General features: G+C 68.5%; 26 protein-coding genes. 10 read left to right on the top strand and 16 right to left on the bottom strand.

Going from position 1 to position 21,708, the window contains the following annotated elements; genetic code table 11:
- Positions 1-318 precede the first annotated feature (318 nt).
- The gene (locus ABD419_RS12315) at positions 319-828 is read left to right on the top strand and encodes a hypothetical protein (protein ID WP_344486618.1); all 510 of its coding nucleotides are present in this window, start codon (positions 319-321) and stop codon (positions 826-828) included.
- Between the two features lie 20 nt (positions 829-848).
- On the opposite strand, the gene ABD419_RS12310 is transcribed toward ABD419_RS12315, so the two are convergent.
- On the bottom strand, positions 849-1,190 hold the full coding sequence (locus tag ABD419_RS12310; RefSeq protein WP_344486644.1) for an ATP-binding protein: 342 nt from the start codon (positions 1,188-1,190) through the stop codon (positions 849-851).
- A gap of 94 nt (positions 1,191-1,284) precedes the next feature.
- A complete protein-coding gene (locus ABD419_RS12305) occupies positions 1,285-1,437 on the bottom strand; it encodes a hypothetical protein (protein ID WP_344486615.1) in 153 nt (50 codons plus the stop codon).
- Between ABD419_RS12305 and ABD419_RS12300 the strand changes: the two genes are divergently transcribed.
- Entirely contained in the window at positions 1,436-1,768 is a 333-nt protein-coding gene (locus ABD419_RS12300) for a sigma factor (RefSeq protein ID WP_344486612.1), read from the top strand. The genes ABD419_RS12305 and ABD419_RS12300 overlap by 2 nt on opposite strands.
- A 210-nt stretch (positions 1,769-1,978) precedes the next feature.
- Here ABD419_RS12300 and ABD419_RS12295 read toward each other — a convergent pair whose 3' ends face one another.
- The gene (locus tag ABD419_RS12295; RefSeq protein ID WP_344486609.1) at positions 1,979-2,191 is read right to left on the bottom strand and encodes a hypothetical protein; all 213 of its coding nucleotides are present in this window, start codon (positions 2,189-2,191) and stop codon (positions 1,979-1,981) included.
- Positions 2,192-2,225: 34 nt separating this feature from the next.
- Between ABD419_RS12295 and ABD419_RS12290 the strand changes: the two genes are divergently transcribed.
- Positions 2,226-2,600, top strand: coding sequence for a low affinity iron permease family protein (locus ABD419_RS12290; RefSeq protein WP_344486641.1), 375 nt, complete (start codon positions 2,226-2,228; stop codon positions 2,598-2,600).
- 183 nt (positions 2,601-2,783) lie between these two features.
- Here the strand turns inward: ABD419_RS12290 and ABD419_RS12285 are convergent, their stop codons facing one another.
- The 6 genes from ABD419_RS12285 to ABD419_RS12260 form a co-directional block, all read right to left on the bottom strand.
- Positions 2,784-3,050, bottom strand: coding sequence for a hypothetical protein (locus ABD419_RS12285; protein ID WP_344486606.1), 267 nt, complete (start codon positions 3,048-3,050; stop codon positions 2,784-2,786).
- Between the two features lie 195 nt (positions 3,051-3,245).
- Positions 3,246-3,875 (bottom strand): hypothetical protein, encoded by a 630-nt coding sequence (locus ABD419_RS12280; protein WP_344486603.1) that lies wholly within the window; start codon positions 3,873-3,875, stop codon positions 3,246-3,248.
- 16 nt (positions 3,876-3,891) lie between these two features.
- Positions 3,892-5,700, bottom strand: coding sequence for an alpha/beta hydrolase (locus ABD419_RS12275; protein WP_344486601.1), 1,809 nt, complete (start codon positions 5,698-5,700; stop codon positions 3,892-3,894).
- Between the two features lie 9 nt (positions 5,701-5,709).
- Positions 5,710-6,084, bottom strand: coding sequence for a hypothetical protein (locus ABD419_RS12270; RefSeq protein ID WP_344486599.1), 375 nt, complete (start codon positions 6,082-6,084; stop codon positions 5,710-5,712).
- Positions 6,071-6,358 (bottom strand): hypothetical protein, encoded by a 288-nt coding sequence (locus ABD419_RS12265; RefSeq protein ID WP_344486596.1) that lies wholly within the window; start codon positions 6,356-6,358, stop codon positions 6,071-6,073. The genes ABD419_RS12270 and ABD419_RS12265 overlap by 14 nt, the downstream gene beginning before the upstream one ends.
- Positions 6,348-6,704: a hypothetical protein gene (locus ABD419_RS12260; protein ID WP_344486594.1), complete on the bottom strand. Its 357-nt coding sequence runs from the start codon at positions 6,702-6,704 to the stop codon at positions 6,348-6,350. The genes ABD419_RS12265 and ABD419_RS12260 overlap by 11 nt, the downstream gene beginning before the upstream one ends.
- A 274-nt stretch (positions 6,705-6,978) precedes the next feature.
- On the opposite strand from ABD419_RS12260, the gene ABD419_RS12255 reads away from it, so the two are divergent.
- Together ABD419_RS12255 and ABD419_RS12250 are read left to right on the top strand one after the other, a co-directional pair.
- Entirely contained in the window at positions 6,979-7,566 is a 588-nt protein-coding gene (locus ABD419_RS12255; RefSeq protein WP_344486591.1) for a hypothetical protein, read from the top strand.
- A 53-nt stretch (positions 7,567-7,619) separates the two neighbouring features.
- Positions 7,620-8,867 (top strand): WXG100 family type VII secretion target, encoded by a 1,248-nt coding sequence (locus ABD419_RS12250; protein ID WP_344486588.1) that lies wholly within the window; start codon positions 7,620-7,622, stop codon positions 8,865-8,867.
- Positions 8,868-8,878: 11 nt separating this feature from the next.
- On the opposite strand, the gene ABD419_RS12245 is transcribed toward ABD419_RS12250, so the two are convergent.
- A complete protein-coding gene (locus ABD419_RS12245) occupies positions 8,879-10,111 on the bottom strand; it encodes a S8 family serine peptidase (RefSeq protein ID WP_344486585.1) in 1,233 nt (410 codons plus the stop codon).
- A gap of 1,111 nt (positions 10,112-11,222) precedes the next feature.
- Between ABD419_RS12245 and ABD419_RS12240 the strand changes: the two genes are divergently transcribed.
- Complete coding sequence (locus ABD419_RS12240; protein ID WP_344486582.1) at positions 11,223-12,389, top strand: hypothetical protein; 1,167 nt, start codon at positions 11,223-11,225, stop codon at positions 12,387-12,389.
- A gap of 13 nt (positions 12,390-12,402) precedes the next feature.
- Here the strand turns inward: ABD419_RS12240 and ABD419_RS12235 are convergent, their stop codons facing one another.
- Positions 12,403-13,095, bottom strand: a complete 693-nt coding sequence (locus ABD419_RS12235) for an NUDIX hydrolase (protein ID WP_344486579.1) — start codon at positions 13,093-13,095, stop codon at positions 12,403-12,405.
- 141 nt (positions 13,096-13,236) lie between these two features.
- Here ABD419_RS12235 and ABD419_RS12230 point away from each other — a divergent pair, with 141 nt between their 5' ends.
- Together ABD419_RS12230 and ABD419_RS12225 are read left to right on the top strand one after the other, a co-directional pair.
- The gene (locus ABD419_RS12230; protein WP_344486576.1) at positions 13,237-14,166 is read left to right on the top strand and encodes a 5'-methylthioadenosine/S-adenosylhomocysteine nucleosidase family protein; all 930 of its coding nucleotides are present in this window, start codon (positions 13,237-13,239) and stop codon (positions 14,164-14,166) included.
- Between the two features lie 23 nt (positions 14,167-14,189).
- A complete protein-coding gene (locus ABD419_RS12225; protein ID WP_344486573.1) occupies positions 14,190-14,435 on the top strand; it encodes a hypothetical protein in 246 nt (81 codons plus the stop codon).
- A 126-nt stretch (positions 14,436-14,561) separates the two neighbouring features.
- On the opposite strand, the gene ABD419_RS12220 is transcribed toward ABD419_RS12225, so the two are convergent.
- Complete coding sequence (locus ABD419_RS12220; RefSeq protein ID WP_344486571.1) at positions 14,562-14,852, bottom strand: hypothetical protein; 291 nt, start codon at positions 14,850-14,852, stop codon at positions 14,562-14,564.
- 554 nt (positions 14,853-15,406) lie between these two features.
- Here ABD419_RS12220 and ABD419_RS12215 point away from each other — a divergent pair.
- Both ABD419_RS12215 and ABD419_RS12210 read left to right on the top strand, forming a co-directional pair.
- Complete coding sequence (locus ABD419_RS12215) at positions 15,407-15,652, top strand: DUF397 domain-containing protein (protein WP_344486569.1); 246 nt, start codon at positions 15,407-15,409, stop codon at positions 15,650-15,652.
- Positions 15,653-15,762: 110 nt separating this feature from the next.
- Positions 15,763-16,650, top strand: coding sequence for a helix-turn-helix domain-containing protein (locus tag ABD419_RS12210; protein ID WP_425556026.1), 888 nt, complete (start codon positions 15,763-15,765; stop codon positions 16,648-16,650).
- Positions 16,651-16,799: 149 nt separating this feature from the next.
- Here the strand turns inward: ABD419_RS12210 and ABD419_RS12205 are convergent, their stop codons facing one another.
- The 4 genes from ABD419_RS12205 to ABD419_RS12190 form a co-directional block, all read right to left on the bottom strand.
- Positions 16,800-17,618 carry an SAM-dependent methyltransferase gene (locus tag ABD419_RS12205; RefSeq protein ID WP_344486563.1) on the bottom strand — a complete coding sequence of 273 codons (819 nt, stop codon included), beginning with the start codon at positions 17,616-17,618 and terminating at the stop codon, positions 16,800-16,802.
- Positions 17,619-17,827: 209 nt separating this feature from the next.
- The gene (locus ABD419_RS12200; RefSeq protein WP_344486560.1) at positions 17,828-18,973 is read right to left on the bottom strand and encodes an LCP family protein; all 1,146 of its coding nucleotides are present in this window, start codon (positions 18,971-18,973) and stop codon (positions 17,828-17,830) included.
- Positions 18,974-19,042: 69 nt separating this feature from the next.
- Positions 19,043-20,011, bottom strand: a complete 969-nt coding sequence (locus ABD419_RS12195) for a UDP-glucuronic acid decarboxylase family protein (protein ID WP_344486556.1) — start codon at positions 20,009-20,011, stop codon at positions 19,043-19,045.
- Positions 20,012-20,093: 82 nt separating this feature from the next.
- Positions 20,094-21,659 carry a sugar transferase gene (locus ABD419_RS12190; protein WP_425556025.1) on the bottom strand — a complete coding sequence of 522 codons (1,566 nt, stop codon included), beginning with the start codon at positions 21,657-21,659 and terminating at the stop codon, positions 20,094-20,096.
- Positions 21,660-21,708 lie beyond the last annotated feature (49 nt).

Genomic DNA, 21,708 nt, shown 5'->3' with positions numbered 1-21,708 from the left:
ACCGTAACCCCGATCCCGACAAATGTCCCCCAGGTGACCGATACGGATTTTCCTAAACCAAGACGTTATGCCAGATTCAGCGCATACCGTCCTTGAGGATCGCAAGGCGGGGGGCCGTATCAAGATCCTGCGCTCCGGACGCTCCTCACCGGGCTCGTTGCCGGCGAGCTCTTGACCGCCGACCTCAGGCGCCGATGTTCAGCGGCGAAGCGAAGGGCGGGTGCGGCGCCTTCGTCGCGGGTCCGGGAGCTAGCGGCAGTGCCGGTCGGGGCGCATGAGCGCCCGGGCCGAGGGTATTCGGCCGACCGGTTCGAGCGGATGGCCATGGTCGAGACGGGGGAAGCGATCGTGAGGGTGGGGATCTCCGGTCACATGGATGTGTCCGAGTCGACTGCGAGACTGGTCAAGTCCGGTATCGATCGGTCGTTGCGTGAGGTCGAGGGCGATCTGACGGGGGTCACGTGCCTCGCCTTCGGAGCCGACCAGATTTTCGCCCAGTCCGTACTCGCGCTCGGCGGGACGCTTGAAGTGATTCTGGCGGCGGCCGATTACCGCGAGCGGCGGGTGTGGGCCGAGCACCTCCCCATCTTCGACGGATTCCTCGCGCGGGCGAGGTCCGTTGACGTCCTGCCGTTCGCCCAGGCGGGGCCCGAAGCGTACGTGGCGGCGAACGTGCGGATGCTCGAGCGCATTGACCTCTTGCTGGCCGTGTGGGATGGCGGGCCGGCCGCGGTCCGCGGCGGTACCGCCGATGCCGTCGCCGAGGCTGAGCGTCGTCGTCTGCCGGTGACGGTGATCTGGCCCGATGGCGCCCGTCGCGAAGGGTGAAGTGAGCTCGAACGGCGGGGTCAGTGCAGCCGGAGGTGGACCCGTCTGGTGGTGCCCTGAGTGCCGGTATGGGTGCGCATCAGGTCGACGACTTGGTTGACCAAGAGCAGGCCGCGGCCGTACTCGGGTTCTTCCTCGAAGGGACGCTGGCCGGCGAGCGGGTCGGAGAGCACGCCGCGATCTACGACTTCGACGACGAGGAGCCCCGCCTCGACCCAGGTTCGCAGCATGCCCGTCCCGCCGCCGTACAAGACGCTGGTGGTGGCCAGCTCGGTGACCGCGATCTCGAGGTCGACGAGTTGGAGGGCCGACAGTCCGGCGTGACGGCCGAAGGAGGTCGCGAACCAGCGGGCGTTCTCCAGGGTGCCGCAGTCGAATTCGCGTTCGATCGCCGTGACGGGCCCCGGGGGCAGCGGCTGGTTGTAGTCGGCGATGGCCAGCGCGGGGTCGAAGTGCTCACTCGCGCGGTCCGGTGCGGTCGATCAGGACCGGATGGGTCGCCTGCGCGTCGGCGATGGCCTGGGCGTCGAGTCCGTCCAGGTCGTAGGGGCACAGGATCGATGCGCTCCGGCCGCTCAACAGGACCGCGTCCCAGGAGGGCGACATCATGACTATGCAGCACATCCGCACACCGCGCTCTCGCCTGCGGGCCGATGAGTTCACTACCCTGCTCGACCAGCTCCCGGCTTTTGGCGATGGCGACCCGGGCGCGGGGGTGGTGCGCGAGGAGATCGTGATCGCCTCGGTGCCGCTGCTGCACCATATCGCCTACCGCTTCACCGGGCAGGGCCTGCCCCAGGACCAGGTCATGGAGATCGCCGCCGCCAGCCTCAACGCCGCGGTCGACCGCTACGACGGCACCCGCGACGGCGACTTCCTCGCCTGGGCCATCCCCCGCATCACCGGCGAGATCCGCCGCCGCTGCCGCGCCGCCCGCTGAAGACGCCGCGACCCGCATCGCACCACTGACTCGTACTCCGCCGAGCCGGGAGACCCCCGAAATTCCCAGGCAGATCATCCTATGGTGTGAGTGTTCATGGGGCTGCCGAGGCGCACCCGGGCCGGCAGGGTCATCCAGTGGCTCCGCGCAGGCACGCTACAGGCAATGACAACGGGGATGAGAGCCATGACCCGACAGCGACACCACGATTCAGGCCGTAGCGACCGCGACGCCTACCGGCACCTCGCGCCGCTGTTCACCCAGATAACCCGGCTCGACACCGACGATCCCGAGCATGCGGTGGTCCGCGCGGAGCTGATCACCGGTCAACTGCCGCTGGCCGAGCACATCACCGCCCGCTACTCGCACAAAGGCATCGCCTGGGACGACCTGCTCCAGGTCGCCTCGGCGGGCCTGATCCACGCCGTCGACCGCTTCGCCCCCGGCTTCGGCACCGATTTCCTCTCACACGTCGTCCCCGTTCGACAAGTTCGCGACGAAGGCCTCCCGGGCGCCGTTCTTTCTGTACTGCCTGCTCCTGGTGGTGATCTGGGCACCGTCGATCGTCTGGCTGCCGATGGAGCTGTGGCAGCTGATCATCAACACCACCACCACCACGATCATCACCTTCCTCATGGTGGCGCTGCTGCAGAACACCGAATCGCGCAACGACGCCGCGGTCCAGCACAAGCTCAACGCGCTCGCCGACGGCCTCGCCGACCTCATGCAGCACACCGCGCAACAGAGGCACGGGCCCGAATCGCACGGCCTCGACCAGTCTCGGAGAGAACTGCGCCGCGCCGTCGGCCTCGAAGACGACGAGAGCGCCTGAATCCTGCACCGGAGTGCACGACGGTATCGCCGGTCGCAAGCAGGGGCGCGTGCAACGTCAAATACGACCGTCTCTGAGCTGGTCTCAGTTGGTGCACAAGGCATCTGATATAGATCAAGGGTGGATGGGTTCGCCAGGCGCCTTGTGCCCGGGAGGCTCTAGGAGATGGCGGCAAGCCTGCGGTCATCGGGCAAGAGTCGCCTGGCGAGCCTGGCGGATCAGCTTCTTGACGCTGGTCAGGCCGATGCCGTATTGCTCGGCCAGTACCGGTTGGCGCACGCCAGCGCGATAGGCTGTCACCAGCGCATCGATCTCAGACGGGGTCAGGCGCTGATGTAGCGAGCGCGGCCGGTGGGGCTCCTCCGTGGAGGAGGGACTGGACGCAACTTGGGCGATTGGCACGCTCAATCGGCGTTCCAACGCCTCGTGCAGGGCGACGACCTGCGTCAATGTGTTCGAATAAGCGACCAAACGGGGCACCCATCATCCACCAGTCCGGTGTGATGCTTCAAGCTATCGAGTCGCTTGCATGTCTTTGACGGCGTGACTCACACGTCGGGCTTCGCAAACGCCGACCGGCACCGGTCAACGATCAATTCGCTGCTGTACGCGGCCCCTGAGCTCGAAGGCCGGGAGTTGCTGACGTCAGTCAACGGAGGGGCTCGCAGAGCCGCTGGCGAACGGGTCGATGACCTCGCCGGTCGAGTCCTCGGGAGGGTTCATCCGATTCTGGGCGGCTTGGTCGTTCTCGGGAAGTACGCCGCCCGCCGGGGGGAGGTAGTCAGGCTTGTCGAATCCCTCGGTGGCAGGGATGCAGCCGGTCTGGACCGCGAGGGAGACGCTGCCTGATACCGCCCACCACAGGTTGATGCCGTCTTGACGCTTGGCCTCTAGCGAACCTCGACCTGTGGCCGAGTCGATGGAGTCCTGGTGCAGGTCGTAGCCCGCCGCAGTCCATTGCTCCCGCAGCAGGTCGGTGTAGGTGGTCCGAACGAGTTCGGATTCGGAGTCCGGGCCGTCGAAGGTATAGGCGATCTCCAACGACACCCATCCCTTGTACTGCTCTCCCAGCGCTTCCTCGCAGTCTTCAGGCGAGTAGTACGTCCGGGTCTTGAAGCCGGGGAAGTCGGGGAGCCCTGCGATCGTGTCGAGCACGGCCTGCTCCATCAGCGGATACGCTGCGGCTTCATCGAAGTCGCGTTCGGGCGGCGGGTCCTGGTCCATCGAGCATCCTTGTACGGCGAGCATGAATACGGAAAAGAGAGCGAGCAGCATTCGTCTCATGGTCGGCCTACCCTCGCTGTCCGGTGATGATCTCGGCCATGGTCAAGCGGGCGGCGTTCTCGTTGCCGTCAGCGAGATACCCGCTGTGGATGCCGGTGCCGCTGTCGCCGACAGCCTCCGCATCGAAGACGTTGCCGCCGAATTCCGACGAGGTGGGATCAGCCCCCATCGCGCCCGTGTCGACGGCGAGTTCGATGACATCCCCTTCTGCACGCGTCGACCAGACATCGTCTCCGCCGACGCTGAGTTCGTCGGCGGTTTCGACGGTGAGACCGGGACTGGCGACGTCGATGATCTGGTCAGCGGCGATCTGGTACTCGGCTGCCGTCGCTCCCGTGACCACGGTTCCGTACGAGTGCCCCACCAGTGTCGTGTGTGACTCCCCGCCATGAGCTGCATCCATGCCTTCAAGGAAGGAGTTCAAGCCTGGGCGCGCATCAATCGCTTGCTCATCCCGCCATGCCTCAGGGTATAGAGGGCCGTCCTGCATTACTGGAACCGCGTTGTCAGGGGCGTCGTAGTCGAGCCACATCACCACGGCGGTCTGTTCGCCCTCGATGCCGAAGCGCTCTGCGTCGGCTTGGAGGGTCGACGCGTCGCCGACGAGACCTCCGACATTGCCGAGGTCCGAGGTGGTGCCGGGGACATAGACGGCCGTGTGATGAGCGGTGTCGGGATCCCCGACGGATACCACGGCGTTTCCGTCACTGCTGGTATCGAAATCGATGAGCAGCAGTGGTTCGCCTGATTCGGAGCCGGCCGCGAGTGCCGCCTGCAATGATGTGGCATTGTCGTGTTGCGTCTGGAGTTCACCGAGCTCGAGTTGGAGATCGCGGTACTCCTCCGCATTCGAGGAGTTCGAGCCGTCTGCCAGCATCTGGTCCAGGCGAGCCTGGATCTCCGCGATGCGGTCGCCCGTCGCGGTGATCTCGTTCGCCAGCAGGTCCTGGTTGACACCGTCTCTGGTCGCGGACGGGATGCCGTCGAGGCCGCCGACCAGCTCGGGGTGAGCTTCTATGAGTCCGACGCGTTCGTCGTCGCTGAGACTGTTCCACCAGTCGTTGACCCCGGTGGCAGTGGCTTCCGAGTCGCCGGAGGCAAGTTCCTGGAGGAGCACCGCGTTGCGTTCGGCGTCGGCGGCCTCGTAGTCGTCGAGCAGATCGTCGTAGGTGGCGCCTAGTGGCGGCGGCTGCTCAGCCGGGGAGTCGACGATGGACTTCAGTATCGATGCGGCGTCATCGTCGGCATGATGCGCGCGGGTCATGATGGCCTTGAGCACTTCTGTGAACTCGGCGGCGATCGCCTCGGCGGTCTCCAACAGCGCCACCTTGGCCTCACGGCGGCCGGCGTCATCGTTCAGGTTGAAGCCGCTGATGCCGGTCCGCTCCGCCAGCGCATCCGAGACGTCGAGTGCAGCGATGCGCTCGCGATGCCCGTCGGAGACGACGACGTACGGATCGCTGGATCCGCCTTCGAACCGGTACTCGCCGGTGACGACGTCGATAAGTTCAAGAAGCTGGGCTTGGCATTCGATGAGTTCGTCATGGGTGTCTTCGAGGGTCGCCTTGATCTTCACCATCGCGTACTCGTGGAGGTCGTCCTGGAGTGAGTCTGCCAGCAGGTCGGCCTGGTGGCGGACATCGTCCGCGGTCTCGGATTCGAAGTTCTCGACGCTGAGGCGCTTCTTGACGACGTCTTCGGTGATGATCTCGGCTTGAGCGGTCATGTCGTTGATGTAGGTTCCCCACCGGTCGGCCAGGGTCTTTAGCGCACTGAAGTCAGTCTCCTTCAAGTCTTTCCAGTGCATGTCGCTCATCGGCTGCTCCTACCAGTCGGGGCGTGCGGAGGCGTTTTCGGCGGCCCGACCGGGATAGCGGTCGAGGTCGGCGAGGGTCGCGAAGTCGTGGGCGGTGAAGTCGTCGATCTCGACCGCCTGCTCCGCGCAGACCGCGAGGTATTCGCCGAGGTTGCCGACCAGGCCGGTGAAGCCCAGGACGCGCTGTACGCACCAGAAGTCCGAGGCGGTCGTCAAGGCGTCGCCGATCGCGCAGTTGGCGGCAGCAAACGTCGTTGCAGCGCTGTCGGTCTCGGTGCGCAGGCCACCGGTGAGCGTGTCGATCTCAGCTTCGATGCCGAAGAGCACCTCCACGGCCTCATGGACCTTCTCAGGGGTCATGGAGAAGACGTCAGCGCCGGACATGGGGCGACTCCTGTTCGGTGAGTTTCGCGTTGGCGCGGTTGTAGAGGGCTTTGATGGCGGCTTCAGCGCGGGCGATGCCGTCCTCTGCTTCAGCGCCGAAGTGATCGATGTCGACCGTGCAGGCGCCGCTGGGTTCGAGGACGAGCCGGACCAGACCGTCGGGGCTGGTGCGGTCGAAGCGTTTCGGGGCCTCGGGCGCGGGCGCGCCTTGGGCGAGGACGTCGAGGAGGCGGCGCATTCCGGGGCCGGTGTGGAGTTCCGGGTCATCGGGCATTGGAGCCTCCGCGGTGCCGGCCGAGTGCGGTGAGGATCTGACTGCGGGCTTCGGAGCAGGCGGCGCGCAGCTCGGTCAGGAGGAAGCCGGCGGCCTGGCCGACCTGGTCGCAGTAGGACCAGTGCCGAGCGGTGTCAGCCGGGAGCTGGATCGATTTGAGCCGCAGGGTGAGGGCCATGGTGGCGGTCATCGCGTACGTGGGCATGGTCGCGGTGACCAAGGTGGTGGCGAGGCTGTGCTCGACGACCCGGTCGACTTCTTCGGGAGTGAGGTCGGGGGTGAGGTCTTCGAGGCGGCGGGCGGCCTCCGTGAGGATCTGGTCGAGGCTGGGCAGGTTCACCGACATGGGGATGGGGATTCCTTGTCGTGCAGGTGACGATGGCGGATTCGGCATTGGAGCACGATTGGTGCGCATGGGATCACGGGCGGTCAGAATATGATGTCACAAATGCGGGACATCATGGGGTCCGGTCAGTTTGTCGTGTCTGGGCGTCCTGTCCCATGGCCCGACATCGTCTGGCTAGCATGGGGTAGCGGTGCGTATCGTGTCGTACACCCACCTGATCCGCACGGTCCCAGCCGCTTCCCCCCAGTGAACCGACCCCTTGAGGTGCATCACCGTGAGCGACATCGTCGACGGCAACGGCGAGATCATCAATGTCAGCGCCGACGACACCGCAGACGGCCAGACCCTGTACCGGAACGGTGAACGGCTGGTCGTCGCCGACGAGGACGCCTTCGCGGTCTTCACACTGCGTACCGGCGCGTCGCTGACCGACCTGGACGAGGCCCGGTCGGTCCTGACCATGGGTGATCTCGGCTCGGTCGCCGGGCTCGGTCTCGTACCCGACATCGTGTTCTCCCAGATCGATGCCCAGCAGCTCCGTGTCGGGACGTTCCCGGAGGCGCAGGCCCTTGCGACCGGGTACCTGGAGCACTTCTACAAGTCGGGTGCCGAAGCGGTCGAACGCGTCTGGCACGGCATCGACACCGCCAGCACGGTCGCGGCCGACACGATGGCCGCCTACACCGATACGGACGGCAACGTCGCGGCGGATGTCGGCGTGCTCGTCTCCGAGTTCGACTCTTCGACCGGTACGTTGACCGCATCCCACCTGGCCGAGATCCAGACCCGCGCCGCCGAACCGGAGGCCCCTTCCTCCGGCGCAGACGGCGGTCGTGAGGACGACTCGCCCAGGATCCTGTAGCCGCCGTTCGTGACCCACCCCTGCACGAGCCGCCCCCGGGAAGGACCCCTCTGATGGCCGAACCGCTCGGCTTCGCCCACTACCGCGACAGCTACTCGACCGAACAGCTCTGGGACATGCTCATCACCCAGGGCAATCCGACCAGCGTCGAACTCTCTGCGGCCGTCTGGGCGACCGCCCGCGGCAAGCTCGCCACGACCAGGGAGGCCCTGAACGCCAACGTGACGGACCTCGTCGACCACTGGCGGGGACCGGCCTCCGAGGAGTTCCAGAACCGGACGCTGCTGATCATCCAGTACAGCGCGGCGACCGAGTCCTACATGCAAGCGGCAGAACAGGAGTACCTTCCCGGCATCGCCGCAAAGCTGGCGTCGGCGCAGGCACGGGCACGCGGGGACAACCAGCTCGGTGAGGACCTGAACCCCGCCAACGACATCCCCGAACTCGAGGAGTGGCTGGAGCAGGTCAAGGGCCTGTCCCGGGCGGACGTCGCAGGGCTCACCTCCAACCAGTGGGTCGCCTGCACCAACGAGCACACCGCCTGGCGCGAAGACCGCCACGACGAGCTCGCGGAGATCATCGCCGACCTCGGCGCTGAGTATGCGGCGATCACGCAGGCGTACTTTGCCGAGCCGCTGCCGCGAGAACCTGAAGGGATGCCGGGCGGCACGACGTTCGAGCGACCCGCGACCGGGGTCTTCGCCGAGACTCCGGCAGACTCAGGTCGTGTTCCTGTGATCGCGAACAGCGCTCCGACCGAGCCGGTGTTCTACCCGGACGAGGACGATGAGGACGAGCTGGCTGGTTCGTGGAACTTCACCTCGCACGACGACTTCGACGAGCCCTCCGGCGGTCTCGCCGCAGGCGGCACCGCAGTGAACCTGCCCGGCGCTCCATCCACCTATGGGGCGGTCCCGACCAGTGGCGGCACTGCGCTCCCACCTGGGACGAACACGCTCGGCGCCGGCGGCTTCGGGCCCGGACCGGTCTCGACCAGGAGTCCGGGTGCCACTGGATCGCACGGGCCGCTGCCTCCCGGTCAGCGGCCGATCGGTGCAGCCAGCAGGGGCGCTGCCGGGCGTACAGGCGCGACCGGGCCGGTACATGGCCGCCGAAACGCAGATGACGCTGAGGAAGAGGAGACCGCCCCGCGGGAGTCGAAGTACGTCAAGGCGGAGGACGTGTTCTCCGCCCCGTTCGACCGAGCGGTCGGACCAGCCCATGACGGCCCGAAACACCAGCGCGCCTGGGACAAGGAACACGACGCCTGGGAGGAGCGGCGCCGCGAGACGGAGGACTGACCCGGCCCTCGCTACTGCCAGGGCTGGACGGTCTTTCGCTGCCGCGACCGGAGCACGAGCCACACCGACACTGCGGCAGCCAGCAGGACCACCACCGCGGCGGTGAGGACCACCGGCATCAACTCATCCTGGCCGGAGTCAGTGCCGGCTGCAGCCGGTTCACCGGTGGTCGCCGGTGCGGCGGAGCCCTCCTCCGATGATGCGGGATCCTCGCTTGCGTCAGAGGCCCCGGCCGAGCCGAGGGGGTAGCCCAGCGGGTTCTCGGTGACGGTCTCGACATCGGTGGCGTTCACCGCCCGGTCGGCGTCGATCGCGCCGAACCCGAGCGTGTCTGTACGGGCTTGCCCGTGGTCGTCGGCTGTGGCGATGAGCCGTTGGAGCACATTGCTGGCGTCCAGGTCCGGGTGTGCCGCGCGCACGAGCGCGGCCACGCCGGCGACCACCCCGGCGGCCGCCGAGGTCCCGGCCGCCTCGAAGTACAGGTCCTCGTCACCGAAATCGGCGATCTGGGGGATGGGGAACAGCATCGTGTCCGCCGGTCCCGCCAGCGTGATCTGCGGCCCGGTGGTGCTCGTGCTCCAGGCGTCGCCGCTGCGATCGGTGCCGCTCACTGCGACCACCCCGGGGAACGACGCCGGGTTCGGCACCTGATCAAGCTCGGGGTCGTTGCCGCCTGCGGCGATCACCACCGCGTCCTTGTCGATCGCATACTGCACGACCTCCAAGAACTCGGGGTTCGGTTCGGCTTGCGTGACCTCACCCCAGGGAATCACGATCACGTCCGCGGCGTTGTCGGCGGCCCACCGGATTCCGTCGATGTCGATCTGCGTGACCCCGGTGCCGAAGCCGATGTCAGCGCTGGTCGAACCCACTCGGACCGGCAGGATCGTCGCCTCGGGCGCGGCGAAGAGGACCGCCGCCGAGACGCCGGTGCCGTGGCCGTCGGTGTCCACCCGGGCGTTCGCCTCATCGTCGCCCATGAACGACTTCCCGTCGAGAATGCTCTTGTCCTCCAGGAAAGGATGCTCCTCGGCGATGCCGGTATCGACCACCGCGACCGTCACGCCCTCGCCCGTCGTGGTCTCCCAGGCCGCCTCAGCGCCGGTCTGGTCGACGACCCAGGCGTTCTCGGCGTAGAGGTCCAGCTCCTCGTCCGCCAGCGCAGCATGAGGTACGGCGGTTATCGCAACGACTGAGGCCGCAATGCCGATCGCGAGCCTGGCCGTGTTGAGGGGTGTGGTCATGGCGGCCCTTCAGCAGGTGCACGGTGGCAGTGAGAACGGTTCGGCACCACGATATCGCCACAAGCCGGACCGCATCGCACCCAAACCCTGCCGCGAAGTGCCTCTTCCGTTCAACCTTCCTGACTGGTGGTCAAGCCGTTTCGGGCGAACGCGGCACCGGAGCAGCGCGGATCGGAGTTCAATCCCCGAACTCGCCGGCTGGCCTTCCCCGCATCCCCTTCGCGTAGTCGTTGGTGACCCGAGGGTCGTTCTCGGGCGGGGTGTAGGTGCGAGACTTGATGGGACCCGTGGTCTTGCGTCCCGAGCGCGGCGGCTTCCGTGGGGCCGGCACCACCTGGACAGCAGTGGCGCGAGTTCCGGAGCGGAGCAGGTCGGTACACCTTGCGCAGTACTGCCGTCCGGCCTTGGCGTTGATACCGCAGCATTCGCACCGACCGGAAGCCCGGATCCCCCGCGCGGTATCGGCTTGCTGGGCAGCCTTCCGCGCTTTTGCCCGTTGCTTGCGACTCGCCGGTTGAGCAACAACCTTGGGCTGAGACTGCTTTGCCACCCTCGGCCCGTTTTCGCAGGGCCGACAGCGCACACTGTTCTTCTTCGCGCACCTCCCGCAGAGCTCGCAGAGGGGCGAGAGCGAGCCACTCGATGCCGGTCGAGCCTCGGTGGCCCGACTGTGCGATTGGGTTCTGGCCGGCTTTGCTCCGCTGCTCGGCTTCCGTTCACGCGTGGCGTGCTGCTTTCTCTGGAGCGTGCCCGCCCGAGACAAGGCTCCGCGCAGTGGTTTGCTCGCGGTCAGCCTGCCGCCGCAGTATTTGCAGGCAGACCAGTCAGGGAACAACACCAGGGCCTCACACTGCACGCAGTAGCGATCAACTGGTCGCGATGAAGGTGTCTTTGCCATGGAGGGGTTCCCATCGAAGACGACTCGTGAATGTTATCACGGTCACACAATCTAGAAAGTGCCATTGTCGACGAGCTTGTTAGGGATTGGCCGCAAGCACTCCCGTCTTCCCCCGACGCCCCCTCCTCCGCTGTCGCGTGTCGTGCGGTCGTTCCGTGGTGGGGGTTTGCGACGATCGTGCCCATGGGGAAACAAAGTTCACAATGGATTCGCGTGGGCGCGGTCGCCGCCGTGGCGGTCGTGGCGGTGCTGGTGCCCTCGGCGGCCTTCGCGGCCGAGCCGGGGTATGCGGGGTGGAGCGGCGGGAGCGGGGCGTTCCGCATGGCGAGCCCGGCCGCGGGTTTCCCGGGGGCCGAGCTCAGCACGAACGGCTCGCCGGTGACGACTCCGTCGGGCACGTCGGTGTGGATGGGCGAGGGCACGCCCTTTGGCGCCGCGTACGGCTCCTCCAGGGGCCAGGGGTACATCGGCATCGGCACCACGTCGGGGAACCTGCCGTCCACGACGGTCCTCACCTTCGACACGCCCACGCCCGCCTCGAAGTGGGCGTTCGCCCTGGGCGACATCGACGTCGACATGGTCGAGATCTCCGGCACCGACGCCGACGGCAACGCCCTCACCGGCTCGGACCTCGGCTTCCAGAGCGCGTTCAACCTCTGCCAGAACTCGCCCCGCCCCGGGGGCTGCAAGTCCGCGGCCACCGACCAACCGGCCTGGGACGAGGCGGCCCGGACGCTGACGGGCACGAACTCGGGCGACACCGTCGGCGCGACGGGCTGGTTCGAGCCCGCGGTCGCCGTCGCCTCGCTGACCTTCACCTTCGCCGACTTCTCCGGCATCCCGATGTTCCAGCTCTGGGTCGCCGCCGAGGCCTATGAGGTCGTCACGGCGGTCGAGCCGGTCCTCGTCAGCGCCCCGGGCGAGCCCGACCCGGGTTCCGGCCCCGGCGACGTCCTGGGGCGGTGCAGCGACATGGCCGGCGAGGTGCGGCTCGAACTGCTCGACGCCGGGGGCGAACCGGTCGCCGACGAGAACGGCGACCCGGTGACCGCCGAGCTCGGCGAGGACGGCTCGTTCCGCTTCGCGAAGGTCTTCCCCGGCTCGTACCGGGTCCGCATCGTCACCGACGAGCACTACCCGGTCGACGGCGCGACCGTCCAGGACCTCGAGGTCGCCGACGGCGACGTCGCCGGCCCGTCCTTCTCCGTCGAATGCGTCCCGGAGCCCGCGCAGGCCGAGCCCGCCGCGAACGACGGGACCGATGAGGACGACGCCCGCCCGGCCCTCCCGGTCACCGGCCCCGGCGCCGGCCTCTGGATCGCCGCCCTCCTCTCGCTCGCCGGCGGCGCCCTCGCCGTCCGGACGGCCCGGAACCACTAGCGGCGCAGGCGCGCTACGCGCTCATCTCGGGGCGGGGGATCGACGGCGGCAGCCACTTCCTCGCCCCGGCGGTGTACAGGGCGGCGGGGCGGCCGCCGTCGCGCGTGGTGGTGCGGCCGGTCCGCTCGATGAACCCCTCGATCCTGGTGACCTTGCGGTGGAAGTTCCCGGGGTCGAGCTTCCCTCCCCACACGGTCTCGTAGACGCGCCGCAGTTCCGAGACGGTGAACTCCTTGCGGCAGAAGGAGACCGCCGCGGTCGACTGGTCGAGGCTGCGCCGCGCCCGCTCCACCGCGTCGTGCAGGATCACCCGGTGGTCGAACGCGAGCGCCGACTCGAGCGCCTGCTCGACCGGGAGCCACTGCGTGGCCGCGGCGTCGCCGCCGGGTCGCGCGACCGGCGGGTCGGGGATCATCGCGACCCACGCCCCGGAGGCCACCTGCCCGCGCGGGTCGCGGTCCGGATCGGTGTAGATCCCCACGAGTTCCAGGTGGTGCGCCATCCCGTCGAGCGAGGTCTCCTCCTGGAGCTCGCGGACCGCGGTCTGCCACAGGTTCTCGCCGGGTTCCATGTAGCCGCCGGGGATCGCGAGCATCCCCTCGAACGGCGGCTTGCCGCGCCGGACGAGCAGGACTTCCAGCTCCTGGCGGACGGTCAGGATGACCACGTCGGCCGTGAGCTGCACGAGCGGGATCAGGTCCCTCATCGAAGTCCCCCTTCTTGGTGACTTGACAATAATTCGCGAACGCGCCTACGATCGTAACAGTCAATTGGACAATAAACAATATAGGTCCTCACGTCGCCGGGCGCTGAGCCCGATCCCCCTTACCCCCTGAGGGAGCACCGCATGACCACCAGTCCGACCGCCGTCATCTGCACCCCGCTCGAACTCGAGCACCGCGCCGTCCGCGATCTGCTCGGCGGCAGCCCCGCCGAGGAGCGCCGCGGCGACTCCGTCTACGAACTGCACGACTTCCGGGGCCGGAAGGTGCAGTGGCGCCTCGTCCTCGCGCTCACCGGGAGGCGCAACGAGGACACCTCGGCCGCGGTCGGGGAGGCCCTCGACACGTGGCGGCCGCAGGTCCTCCTGCTCGTCGGCGTCGGCGGCGGCCTCCGCGACGCGAGGGTCGGCGACGTCGTGGCCGCGACCAAGGTCTACGGGTACGAGGGCGGGCAGGACACCGACCTCGGCCTCCGCCCGCGCATCGACTCGCTGCCGACCTCCAGGATCCTCAAGGAGCAGGGCGAGCGGGTGAGCATCGAGGGCACCTGGATCTGGCGCGCCGACCCCGAGGCGCTCTCCGCCCCGACGGTCCACCACCGGCCGATCGCCTCCGGCGGGAAGGTGGTCACCGGCAGCACCTCGTACACCGCCGAGCTCATCCGGGAGCACTGCGGCGACGCCACCGCGATCGACATGGAGGGCTACGGCGCCATGGCCGCGGCCCGCCGGGCCCGCGGCGTCGAGGCCACCGTCATCCGCGGCGTCTCCGACCTCCTCGACGACAAGGACAAGGAGACCGACCGGCAGACCCAGCCCATGGCCGCCCGCCGGGCCGCCGCCTTCGCCCTCGCGCTCCTCGACAGGTACGACCCCGAACCGGCCGAGCGCGCTCCGGCGCCGCGGGCGCCGCAGTCCGGCTCGACCTACAACTTCTCGCCCGGGCAGGGCGGGAACATGAACGTCGGCAGCATCGGGGACAACACCACCACCCATATCGGCTCGATCGGCGCCAACTCCACCGGTCGCGTCTACCGCCCCTACGAGGGACCGTGACCGCACATGGAAGAGGTGTCGAGATGAACGAGGCAGAGGGATTCGACCTGTTCGCCGGGGCCCGGATCGGAAGCGTCCAGATCGGCGTGGTCGGGGCCGGCGCGACGGCGACGATCGGGGCGATGGGCGACGGGGCGCGCGGGTACGTCGGCCCGGGCGGAGACCAGGGACTGGCCGAGCTGGTCCGGCAGCTGCGCGACTCGCTCGGCGGCAGCGCCGACGGCCGGCACCGGCGATCGGAGGCGGGCCCGGTCGGGCGTGGACGGTGAGACCGGGTGCGAGAACGGGCGGGGCCCCTGGGGTCCCGCCCGTTTTTCAGTGTGTCAGCACTGTTCGCGATGTGTTCTGGTCTTGGTGAAGAGCTCGGGGAGGCCCCCACCGGCCTCCCCGAAGCTCTATCCCACCAAACAGAGCAAGGTCTTCGGTGCGCGTCGCGATAAGCGGAAGCGCGCGGTATAGATGTCGCCGTCGCGGATCCAGGCGAGCTGGAGCGAGGCGAGCATGTCGTCCACGATGTCCTCGTCGGGGAGCCCGTAGTGCTCCCCCATGCTGCGTCCGCGGTAGTGCCACAGGAGTCCTGCCTGGACCTGGGCGGCGTCCGCGGTGTGCTTGCCGCAGGAGCGGGCGCACCGGTAGAGCACCTGGCCGCTGCGGTCGTACTCGATCGCCATCACCTGCTGGCACATCGAGCTCCGCAGCTTGCCTGCGGCGGCTGCCTGGAGCAACGTCTGCGCTTCGAGACGTTCCATATGGCACCCAACCCCTCTCCGGGCGACGATCGGGCCTCACCGGAGCGCGGGGCCCGGCCAGGCTCTGCATGACGACGACTGGCGTGTTCGGTTGTGCGATGCGCGACGCTCGTTCGCGAAGGCGACTGCCGCCCCGAAGACCCGGAGGTTTCGGACGGTTCCGCCTGTCGCTGCCCGGAACGTCGGTTAGCGGCATTTGAGTCCGTGACAACGGTCGCACACCTTCCGCGGCCGTGTCTATGTGCATTGTCACATTCATCGTAACATGCATCGACACCGGGCAGATGCACGTGCATCTGCGCGGCCATCCTCCCGTGCAGTGACTGTGTGTAATGTGCGACACTTGATCCGATCGACTACGGGGATGTCGGAATCGTCCGTCAGGAGGGCCGTCTGGTACTCCCGCGGGACCCGGTCCCGCGCCTCCGGCAGTCGGCCGACGGCAAGAGAGATCCGGCCGGACCGACCGGCCACTGGTGGAAGGAATCTCTATGGACAAGGCACGCAATGGAATCCCGGCAGGGGAGCTCCCCTCGTCGCTGATCTGGCGCAAGAGCAGCCGGAGCGGTCCGAACGGCGGCAACTGCGTCGAGCTGGCGCCGCTCCCCGGCGGGGACGAGATCGCCGTGCGCAACTCCCGCTTCCCGGAGGGCCCCGCCCTCGTCTACACGGTCGCCGAGATCCGCGCCCTCGTCGAGGGCGCGAAGGACGGCGAGTTCGACGACCTGATCGCTTAGGGCCGGAAGACGAAAGCCCAAGGGCTGCACTCTCACCCTGGCAGGAGCGGCCCGACGGGCTACCCTGTCAGGGTGCGTCGTTCCTTCCCGACGGATCACCGCGAGAGGAGGTGGGCGGTATGGCGAGCAAAGAGGACACCCCGACCGGGCCCACAGCCCTGCGGATGATCATCGGCGGGCAGCTGCGCCGGCTGCGCGAGGGCGCGAACATCACGCGCGGCGAGGCCGCCTACGAGATCCGCGGCTCCGAGTCGAAGATCAGCCGCATGGAGCTGGGCCGGGTCTCGTTCCGGCTCAGGGACGTCGAAGACCTCATGGTCATGTACGGCGTCACCGACGAGGTCGAGGTCGAGCGGGTCCTGGAGCTGTGCCGCGAGGCCAACCGGCCCAGCTGGTGGCACCGGTACGGCGAGGCGCTGCCCGACTGGTTCAGCACCTACCTGGACATGGAGACCGCCGCGTCCACCATCCGCACCTACGAGGTGCAGCTGGTGCCGGGCCTGCTCCAGTCCCGCGACTACGCCCGCTCGCTGCTCATGCTGGGCTACGGGCACACCCCGCTCCAGGAGATCGACTACCGGATCGACGTGCGGATCGCACGGCAGAAGGTGCTCGACCGGGAGCACGACCCGGCCACACTGTGGACGGTCATCGACGAGGCCGCGCTGCACCGACCCTTCGGCGGGCGCGGCGTCATGCGCGACCAGCTCAACTCGCTCGCCGAGGCCTGCGACCGCCCCAACGTGCGCATCCAGATCGTCCCGTTCTCCAGCGGCGCCCACTCCGGCGCCGGCGCGCCCTTCACGTGGCTGCGCTTCGCGTACCCGGAGCTCAAGGACGTCATCTACATGGAGCACCTCACGGGCGGCCTGTACCTCGACCGCGACGCCGATGTGGACGCCTACCAGGCGGCGATGGAGCACCTGTGCGTCCAGGCGGCCCAGCCGCGCGAGACGCAGGACATCATCGGCCGGATCATCCGGGACCACTACTCCTAGTGATCACTCCTCGGGCCCAGAGGCCCGGAACGCGCGCTGGACGGACTCGTCCGATCGCGGGGAATTCACCCTGAAGAGTGAGACCCGCCGGTAGCCTCCGGACACGCCGACGGCGCGCGACCGCGGTCGCGCGCCGTCGAATCGCGTGCTCACGCCTTGTAGGCGACGCCGCCCATCATGATCTTGTGCCACGGCTCGATGTCCTCGACCGCGGGGACCTCCTTCTCCGGCTCGCCGGGGAACCAGCGGGGGATGAAGTCGATCTTGTCGTCCACCAGCTCCAGGCCCAGGAAGTGCTCCTTGATGCGCTCCGGCGTGCGGATCCAGCCGTTGCCCAGCGACTCCAGGCCGGCCTGCTCGATGGCCTTCTGGAGCGGTTCGCCGGTGTCGACGAAGTCGGTGATGAGCAGGTAGGACCCGCTCGGGCAGGCGTCGACGAGGACGCGCACCCACTCGTCGGGCTGCTCGTCGTCGTGGAAGTGCATGTGGAGGCCCACGACCATCAGCCCGATGGGGCGAGTGAAGTCCAGGGCCGCCTTCACTTCGTCGTTGTTCAGGATGCTGTGCGGGTCGCGCAGGTCCGCCGTGACGATCGTCGTGGACTTGTTGGTGGCGAGCAGAGCCCGGCCGTGCGCGAGCACGATCGGGTCGTTGTCCACGTAGACCACGGTGGCGTCCGGGTTCACGGCCTGGGCGATCTGGTGGGTGTTCTGCATCGTCGGGAGGCCGGCGCCGACGTCGAGGAACTGGTCCACACCCTGCTTGGCGATGTACTCCACGCCCTTGCGCAGGCCCTCGCGGTTGTCGAGCGCGACGTCGCGGGCGTTGGGGACGTACTTCATGTAGGCGTCCCGGCCCTCGCGGTCGGCCGCGAAGTTGTCCTTGCCGCCGAGGATCGCGTCGTAGACGCGGGCGATGGTCGGCCTGGAGATGTCGAAGTCGGGCACGTATTCGTCGTTCTCTGCCATGGCTCAGCCTCTTCGTCGAAGGTACGTTGCGCACATCGTACGACCTTGATCACACTGCCGGACTTCGGGATCTTCACGCCCAGACTCTCAAGTCCCAATGGACGCAACCGAATCGGTGTGCACAGCAGCCACTTCGGACGATCTGGGACGCACCGGCACCGGAGAACGGCGAAGGGCCCGACCGTCCGGTCGGGCCCTTCGCGCGGCGGCTATTCCCCTTCGTCGGCGGGGTTCGCCTCGATCCAGGCGCTGACGGTGTCCTCGCGGATCGCCTCCCAGAGGCTCGTCGCCTCCGGGTTGTCGCTCTCGGGGTTCTCGAGGTCGTACGTGTAGACCACGACCGACTCGCCGCCGATGTCGTCGGTGCCGAGGTTCGGCGTGGTCATGAAGACCAGGTCGTCGCTGCGCAGGTCCATGAGGCTGATCGCGGTCGACACGACGTTGAACTCGGTGTCGACCTTGACGGCGTCCGACGTGGAGTCGATGAAGCTGGTGAGCTTGCCCCGGTCGGTGAGGACGCCGGCGCTGAGCGCGGAGTCCATGATGGCCTTGATGAGCTCCTGCTGGTGCTGCATGCGGGCGAAGTCGCCGCGGTTCCACTGGTACCGCTGGCGCACGTAGTCCAGGGCCGCCTCGCCGTCGAGCTCGGTCGGCCCCGCCGGGAAGAACCGGTGGTCGCCGTGGATCGAGGTGACACCGGTCTCGTCGTAGTAGTCGGGGGCGTCGGCGGGCTCGATGTCGAGGGTGACGCTGCCGAGGGCGTCGACGACCTGGACCAGGCCCGCGAAGTCGATCTCGACGACGTGGTCGATGCGGACGCCGGTGAGCTCCTCGACGGTGAGCACGGTGAGCGTGACCCCGCCCCAGGCGTACGCGGAGTTGAACTTCGCGTCGTCGCCGGTGTACTCGGGGTAGTAGCTGGCCTCGGCGTACTCGGGGATGTGCACGTACAGGTCGCGCGGGATCGAGACGCCGTACGCCTCCGTGCCGTCCTCGTTCACGTGCATGAGGATGACGGTGTCGGAGCGCGCGTCCTCCTCGGAGTTGCCCTCGCGGTGGTCGGAGCCGATGACGAGGATGTTCAGGGCCCCGTTGAGCCGGTCGGGCCGCTCGTCCTCGGGGATCGCCTCCAGGTCGAAGGGGCGCTCGAGATCCGCGTCGGTGGTCTTGGCGGTCGACCAGATCGCGAAACCGCCGCCGGTGGCCGCGATAGAGGCCACCAGGCCGATCCCGGAGCCGATGAGGCCCCGCCGGGTCGGTCCGCCGGCCGCCGCCGAGGCGACGCGGGCGCCGCCCCCGCCACCCGCGGGGGGCACCGAGGCGCTGCCGCGGTAGTTGGAACCGGAATACGTCATGGTGCCAGCTTACGTGGTGTCCGCCCGCGCGCCGGGACCGCGCACGCGGGGCGGGACATCAGAGAACGCTCAGACGGCGGTGAGCTTCCCCGCAGCGCGCTGCGCCGCGAAGTAGTCGATCGTCGCCTTGAGACCGGCCTCATAGTGGACCTGCGGCTCGTAGCCGAGCAGCTCGCGGGCCGCGGTGAGGTCGGGCCGGCGCCGCTCGGGGTCGTCGGAGGGCCGGTCGGTGTACTCCACGGTCGACGGCGAGCCGGTCAGGCGCAGGATGACCTCGGCCATCTCCCCCACCGTCAGCTCGTACTCGGTGCCGAGGTTGACCGGGCCGTACTCGCCGGACTCCAGCAGCAGGACCAGGCCGGCGACGAGGTCGTCGACGTAGCAGAGGGACCGGGTCTGGGAACCGTCGCCGTACACCGTCAGCGGCTCGCCGGCGAGCGCCTGCGAGATGAAGTTCGGGATGACGCGCCCGTCGTCGGGGCGCATCCGCGGGCCGTACGTGTTGAAGATCCGCACGATCGCCGCGTCGAGGCCCTTGTGCCGGTGGTAGGCCGCGACCGCGGCCTCCGAGAAGCGCTTGGCCTCGTCGTAGCAGGACCGGATCCCGATCGGGTTCACGTTGCCCCAGTAGGACTCCGGCTGGGGGTGCACGAGCGGGTCGCCGTAGACCTCGGAGGTGGAGGCCATGAGGAAGCGGGCGCCGTCGGCGAGCGCGCGGTCGAGCGCGTGCAGGGTGCCGACGGAGTCGACGCGGAGGATCTCGACGGGGAGGGTCTCGAAGTCGACCGGGCTGGCCGGGCACGCGAAGTGCAGGACCGCGTCGAAGGGCTCGTCCCCGACGGGGAGGCCCTCCGTGACGTCGGCCTCGACGACCGTGAGGCGCTCGTGGGACTCGAGGTTGGCGCGGGAGCCGGTGGAGAAGTTGTCGACAGCGGTCACGTCGCAGCCCTTCGCGAGGAGCGCGTCGACCAGGTGGCTGCCCACCAGGCCCGCGCCGCCCGTCACGAGGATGCGGCTGCCGGTTCCGTAAGAAGTCATCAAGATCCCAGATTATCAGGGTTGGCCTGGCGTTCACCTGGGCGCAGGCTGTGCGTTCGCTCAATGCACGCCCGTGTGCCCGTCAGTACGCGCCCTTTCGGCGCAATACTACGGCGACGGTGCGGAAAAGGATCTGGAGGTCGGTCGTGAGGGACCAGTTGTCGACGTAGTACAGGTCCAGGCGGACCGCGTCGTCCCAGGACAGGTCCGAGCGGCCCGAGACCTGCCACAGGCCGGTGATGCCGGGGCGCACGAGCAGGCGGCGGCGCACGTCGCCGAGGAAGTCGCCGTTCTCCGCCGGGAGCGGGCGGGGCCCGACCAGGCTCATCTCGCCGCGGACCACGTTCACGAGCTGCGGGAACTCGTCGATGGAGGTGCGGCGCAGCCACTTGCCGACCTTGGTGATGCGCGGGTCGTCCTTCATCTTGAACAGCAGGCCGTCGGTCTCGTTGTGCATCATGAGCGCGGCCTGGCGCTCCTCCGCGTCGATGTACATGGTGCGGAACTTCCAGCACGAGAACGTCTCGCCGTCGCGGCCGACGCGGTTCTGGCGGAAGAACACCGGGCCGGGGCTGTCGGCCTTGATGGCGATCGCCACGGCCAGGAACAGCGGCGACAGCAGGATGAGGCCGAACACCGACGAGGAGATGTCGAGGACGTTCTTGATCAGCCAGCCGATGCCGGAGATCTTGGGCTCCTCCACGTGCAGGAGCGGCAGGCCCTCGACGGGGCGGATGTGCACCCGGGGGCCGGCGATGTCGGTGAGCGCGGGAGCGACGACCAGGTCGCGGCCGGTGCCCTCCAGCTGCCAGGCGAGGCGGCGCAGGTCGGCGGCGTCGGCCGAGGCCGAGCCGCACACCGCGAGGGTGTCGGCCTCGAGGCGCTCGGCGCAGGTGACGACGTCGGTCCCGGCGAAGACCGGGACCGGGGTGTCGAGGTTGCGGACCGAGGAGGCGCCCTCGGTGACGTATATCCCGACCGGGACCAGGCCCGCGGCGGGCGCGCGGCGCACCGTCCGGTACACCTCCAGCGCCTCGGGGTAGGCGCCGATGAGCAGGACCCGCTGCACGCCCTTCCCGGCCAGGCGCATCTTGTGCAGGCCGTACCGGGCGGCGTAGCGGAACCCGCAGACGAGGACGGCCGCGGCGAGGAGGATGACCGCGACCGCGACGCGGGAGACGTCGGCCTTGAACGTCAGGGCCGCGAACGAGACGAGGGCCAGCATGAACATGGAGGCGCGGATGACGCGCTTGAACTCCTCGTTGCCCATGCCGAAGTAGCGGCGGTCGTACGAGCCAGTGCCCCACAGGGCGAGCAGCCACGCGAGCGGCAGGACCAGCCACACCGTCAGGTAGAAGAAGTGCTGCTGGTTCTCGGTGTCGAAGCCGGCGCTCGGGGCGTGGGTGAAGTTGACGGCGATGACCGTGGCGAGCAGGGCGGCGAGCAGGTCGACCCCGACCAGGGCCCCCTGGTAGTAGCGGTGCCAGTTGGAGGCGCGGACCAGGCGTCGCCAGGTGCGTCGGGTGGCGCCGTTCGTGACCAGCTGGGGGTCACCGCCTACGCGAGCACCGGCCACCTGCGTCCCCGTCCGTCCGTACGGAACACTTCCGTGGAGTTTGTTTGCTGGACGTTCCAGGCTCGTAGCCACTGCACATCCCTGCGGTCGTCAGCTTACGGTGGAGGTGAGTGTCCGCGGG

This window comes from Glycomyces endophyticus (assembly GCF_039531525.1).
GTDB classification, from domain to species: Bacteria; Actinomycetota; Actinomycetes; order Mycobacteriales; family Micromonosporaceae; genus Glycomyces; species Glycomyces endophyticus.
The sequence above is the reverse complement of the archived record's forward strand: the minus strand, read 5'-3'. Positions and strand labels throughout refer to the sequence as shown.